Origin of the sequence: Xenococcus sp. PCC 7305 (genome assembly GCF_000332055.1) — a bacterium.
In the GTDB taxonomy this organism is placed as follows: Bacteria; Cyanobacteriota; Cyanobacteriia; order Cyanobacteriales; family Xenococcaceae; genus Xenococcus.
In genome coordinates this window covers 1-3,970 of the sequence record NZ_ALVZ01000024.1, presented here as the reverse complement: position 1 = coordinate 3,970, position 3,970 = coordinate 1, and the positions used below count along the sequence as shown (strand labels likewise).

General features: G+C 38.3%; 6 protein-coding genes. 4 read left to right on the top strand and 2 right to left on the bottom strand.

Features of this window, described 5'->3' with window-relative positions; all coding sequences use genetic code 11:
- Positions 1-195 precede the first annotated feature (195 nt).
- From XEN7305_RS29480 to XEN7305_RS28810, 4 genes are all read left to right on the top strand, one after another.
- On the top strand, positions 196-585 hold the full coding sequence (locus tag XEN7305_RS29480; protein ID WP_202951222.1) for a hypothetical protein: 390 nt from the start codon (positions 196-198) through the stop codon (positions 583-585).
- 54 nt (positions 586-639) lie between these two features.
- Positions 640-1,380, top strand: a complete 741-nt coding sequence (locus tag XEN7305_RS29475; RefSeq protein WP_369792501.1) for a transposase — start codon at positions 640-642, stop codon at positions 1,378-1,380.
- A 49-nt stretch (positions 1,381-1,429) separates the two neighbouring features.
- Positions 1,430-1,606 (top strand): hypothetical protein, encoded by a 177-nt coding sequence (locus tag XEN7305_RS28815; protein WP_158500364.1) that lies wholly within the window; start codon positions 1,430-1,432, stop codon positions 1,604-1,606.
- 74 nt (positions 1,607-1,680) lie between these two features.
- The gene (locus XEN7305_RS28810) at positions 1,681-1,848 is read left to right on the top strand and encodes a hypothetical protein (RefSeq protein WP_158500363.1); all 168 of its coding nucleotides are present in this window, start codon (positions 1,681-1,683) and stop codon (positions 1,846-1,848) included.
- A 175-nt stretch (positions 1,849-2,023) separates the two neighbouring features.
- Here XEN7305_RS28810 and XEN7305_RS29605 read toward each other — a convergent pair whose 3' ends face one another.
- On the bottom strand, positions 2,024-3,367 hold the full coding sequence (locus XEN7305_RS29605) for a transposase (RefSeq protein ID WP_006507284.1): 1,344 nt from the start codon (positions 3,365-3,367) through the stop codon (positions 2,024-2,026).
- Positions 3,368-3,461: 94 nt separating this feature from the next.
- The coding region (locus XEN7305_RS00275) for a polymorphic toxin type 23 domain-containing protein (protein ID WP_006507283.1) at positions 3,462-3,970 on the bottom strand (509 nt) is incomplete at its 5' end.

Sequence of the window (3,970 nt, the reverse complement as noted above, 5' to 3'; positions counted from 1 at the left end):
AGAAAGTAAAGAAGGAAATATAAGTCAAGAAAAATGCTTCCTCTAGTTGGCATACCCAGAACGATTGCAAAGTTCCTTGAATCATACCGAAAAGTCTTTCGTAAAGAAGCAGGATTTAAACATGTTAGTCGTTACATTAGTGGGTTACTAATAAGTCCAAACAAAACAGTTCAAGGCATATATAGTCAATTGGTATTGAACGAAGAAAACAAAGTCAGCCGAAGGGCAATGCATGAAGCGGTGTTTGAAGCGGGTTGGCAGTACGAAAAATTAATGACAGAACATCGAAATAAAATAGATACGATACATAGTGGAAAAGGAAGAGAAATCATCGCATTAGATTGGACATTTTCCTATCATCCTTATAGTGAAAAAATATTTGGGGCTAAATCTGCTTATGATTACGTAAATCGCTGTTGGAGTTGCTATCAAACTGTCGTGACGGCAGTAGTTTCCAATCATCAAAGATTAGATGGGATAGCAGTCGAGCTCCAGAAACCCAACCATGAAAAAGAAGAGTTAATCTACTTAAATGAGACAGTGAAAGAAAACTATGAACAAATGGAGCAAGTTCGAGAGCGTTGACTAGAGTTACTTTACTATCAAAAAAATCGACTAGCTTATCGCAAACGAACTGAAATTGCTGTTGAAATAGTCCGTCAAATAGAAACCGAAGGCAAATTTCCCTCTGCCGACTATGCCTTCGACCAAGGAGTATTGTCTCGACCATTAACGGAGCTGATTGAAGAGAAGGGTAAACATTGGGTTACAGAAGTAGAGCGTTCGCGAAATATTATGTGGAATGGTCAATGGCAAAGAGTTGACCAAGTAGCAGAAGAATTAAAAACTCAGCATCGAGAAAGCTTTCGTCACAAATCCGTACGCTGTCGTAATCAGGAGCAACGAGAAATTTGGGCTTTTACCAAAGTAGTTCGCCTCAAAAAGTATGGTCGAAAACGATTGGTGATTGTCCATGAGAAATCAGACCTTTCTGAGGCCCCAAGATTTCTCTTAACTGATGCTTTGCATTGGGATGCGAATCGAGTATTTAATACTTGGAGTTATCGTTGGCCAGTGGAAACCTTTCATGAGTTCTCTAAACAACTGGTGGGTTTTGAGTCGGCTCAGCTACGGAATGAAGAAGCGGTAAAACGCCATTTCTGTTTAAGTTGTGTAGCGCAATCGGCACTTCAATCCGCTAGTTGCAGTGGAGGTAAATCTGAAAGATTTAACCAGGCTCCAGAAAACGAGTCAACCATTGGTCAACGCCTCTATACTCTTACTCGTGAAGCTTTACACAATTTACTTCAACTAACTCAAAACTTATTAGCTCAAGGTAAATCTACAGAACAAGTTTTGGCGGTGATTATGCCTCAATAAGTGTTTTTTCTCTTATAAATCTCTTTTCTACAGAGAAACCTTCCAAGTTGTGTCAAATAAGCGATACAGAGAAAAAGACGATGTAATTGACGCGGAAAAGATTGCTCGTCATGTTCTCTCAGGGCAACCTACTGCTATTCCTAAAATTAATAATGGCCTAGTAGAAATGATACGAGTCATTAAAGTGGCTAAGACACTGCTGTCAAAGCCCAAGCTCAAGTTTTAGTCTCTCTTAAAGCTCTTTTAGTTACTGCAGATGATTTCCTTAGGGATTCACTTAAATCACTATTCAACTTAAAATTGATTCAAGCTTGTGCTGAGCTCAATGTTGAACCTTTAGATGCTCCATCCGCAGCCATGAATTATATTCTAGTTGCTATAGCACAAAGATGGTTACATCTCCAATCCAGCAAAAAGTTTGAAGATGACGTAGATCGGTCCAAGCTTTTGATGGAACCAGAAGTTTGAACAATGGATGATATAGAGGAGAGGAGATTTTCATCGCTTACCTGTTTGTGTTGCAATTAACACGGTAAGACTTGAAGTCTTCTTTAAACAATGGTTTCACCTCTCTTTTTTCCAGTTTTGTCCGTCAATCACACGACTTGGCAAAATTGAGGTTGAAATCAACAATAAAATGATTTTAAGCAGGCATAAATACCTCCAAAATGTCCTGACAAGATTTACCTTGAGCAAATAAGCCTTCAGCTAAAGACAATAATTGACCCAAGGCTTCACGATTCAAGAAATACATGCGCTGACCAATAGTTGGCTTTTCCTTCGCGAACTTAAATTTTTCCGATGTCTGACCACTACAAGTAACTCTTTGAAGCATCGACTGCGCTACGCAACTCAAACGAAAGTGGCGTTTAACCGCTTCCTCCTTGCGTACCTGAGAAGACTCCAAACCAGTTATTTGTTTGGAAAACTCGTGAAAAACTTCCACTGACCAACGATAATTCCAGGTTTGAATAATTCTGCTTATATCCCAATGCAGAGCATCTGTGATTAAAAAGCGGGGAGTATCACTTAAATCTTCAGTTTCATGAGCAATTACTAATCGCTTCTTCCCATATTTTTTCAGCCGAACCACTTTAGTAAAGGCCCAAAACGATTTTAATTTTCCGTTCCGACCTTGAACCTGACAATGACGAAAGCTTGATGGACTAGTATTTTTCAGCTCTTCTTCTATGACATCAACTCTCGTCCAGTTCCCTTTCCAATTGATATTGCGGTTTTTTTCGATTTCACTCACCCAATGTTTTCCTGACTGTTCAATTACTTCTGTTAAAGTCAAATTCAATACTCCGTTATCAAATGCATAATTTGCTTTTGGAAAACGAGCTTCTGCCTCTATTTGTTTGACTATATCTACGGCAATTTCGGTTCTTTTGCGATAAGCTAAGCGATTTTTCTGATAATAGAGCAGTTCCAACAACCTTTCTTTAACTTGCTCCATCTGCTCATAACTTTCTTGGCTAGTCATTTCTAAGTAAGCGAATTCTTCCTTCTCATAGTTTGGTTCTTGTACTACTACTTCGATGCCATCGATGATTTCCCGATTCGCTATGCTGGCGGTCACGACTGTTTGGTAGCGACTCATCTTGCCTTCTACATAGTCATATTGCTTTTTGACTCCATAGATTTTTTCTCCTTTCTCATGATGAGTTAATGTCCAATCTAAGCTTATTACTTCTTGCCCTCGATCTTGATGTTCTGAAGCAATTATTTCTCGATGTTTGGGCATTATTTCTTCACTCTTCCATCTAGCTTCAAACACCCCATGGTGCATTGCCCTTCTTTTGATTGCTTTGCCCTCTTCCCACAACTGTTGTGAATGAATGCCTTCTAGGGTTTTGTTAGGACTCAGTATTAACCCTGTGATGAAGCGACTTACTGTTTCAAATCCTTTAGCTCGTGGAAAGAGCTCTCGATATTTTTCTAGAGACTCAGCTATTGATTTGGGTACTCCTACTAGAGGTATCATCTCTCTAATTGATTTTTAAGCTCTCAATTTTTTCATCGTACTATCTTTTTGCTCTCTTTTCTCCATGAAAATTGCCAAGTCGTGTCAATCAAGGTTACAAAGTCTGACCATGGTTGGTTCCAAACTTAATATAAAATTTTCCCTGAACATCTCGCGGAGGTATTCTAGGGTTAGCAATTAAATCATGAAAATTATTTTGGATAGCGTTTCTTATTTCTTCACTGCTCCAGCCCATACGAAATTGCATATTATCAAAGCCTAGTATGAAAGATGCATCCCCATCTTTTAAGTTTAATTCCCTTAAACCCAAATAAATATTACCTATTGATCTATCTCTACTATTAACTGGACTACCATTAGGCTTGAGTAAACTATAATCTCCATGTTTACCAGAAGCACCTTGAGAGTTAGGAATAATACCCCCTTGTTCTGAATCTCCAGTAAATATGTTAAAAACAACGACTAAGTTATTAGTTTTATATACTCTGTAATCTATTTCAATAGCACTAGTCCGATATCTGTCTCCATAGTCACCTAATAGTTTTAGGGGATCATAGTCATTTTCAAAATGAAAATTAAACTTTTCTACGTTTATTCCAAACC

What these genes read in the sequence shown, in the direction of transcription:
- XEN7305_RS29605 (WP_006507284.1), bottom strand. Translation starts at nt 3,367, where the DNA reads ATGATACCTCTAGTAGGAGTACCCAAATCAATAGCTGAGTCTCTAGAA.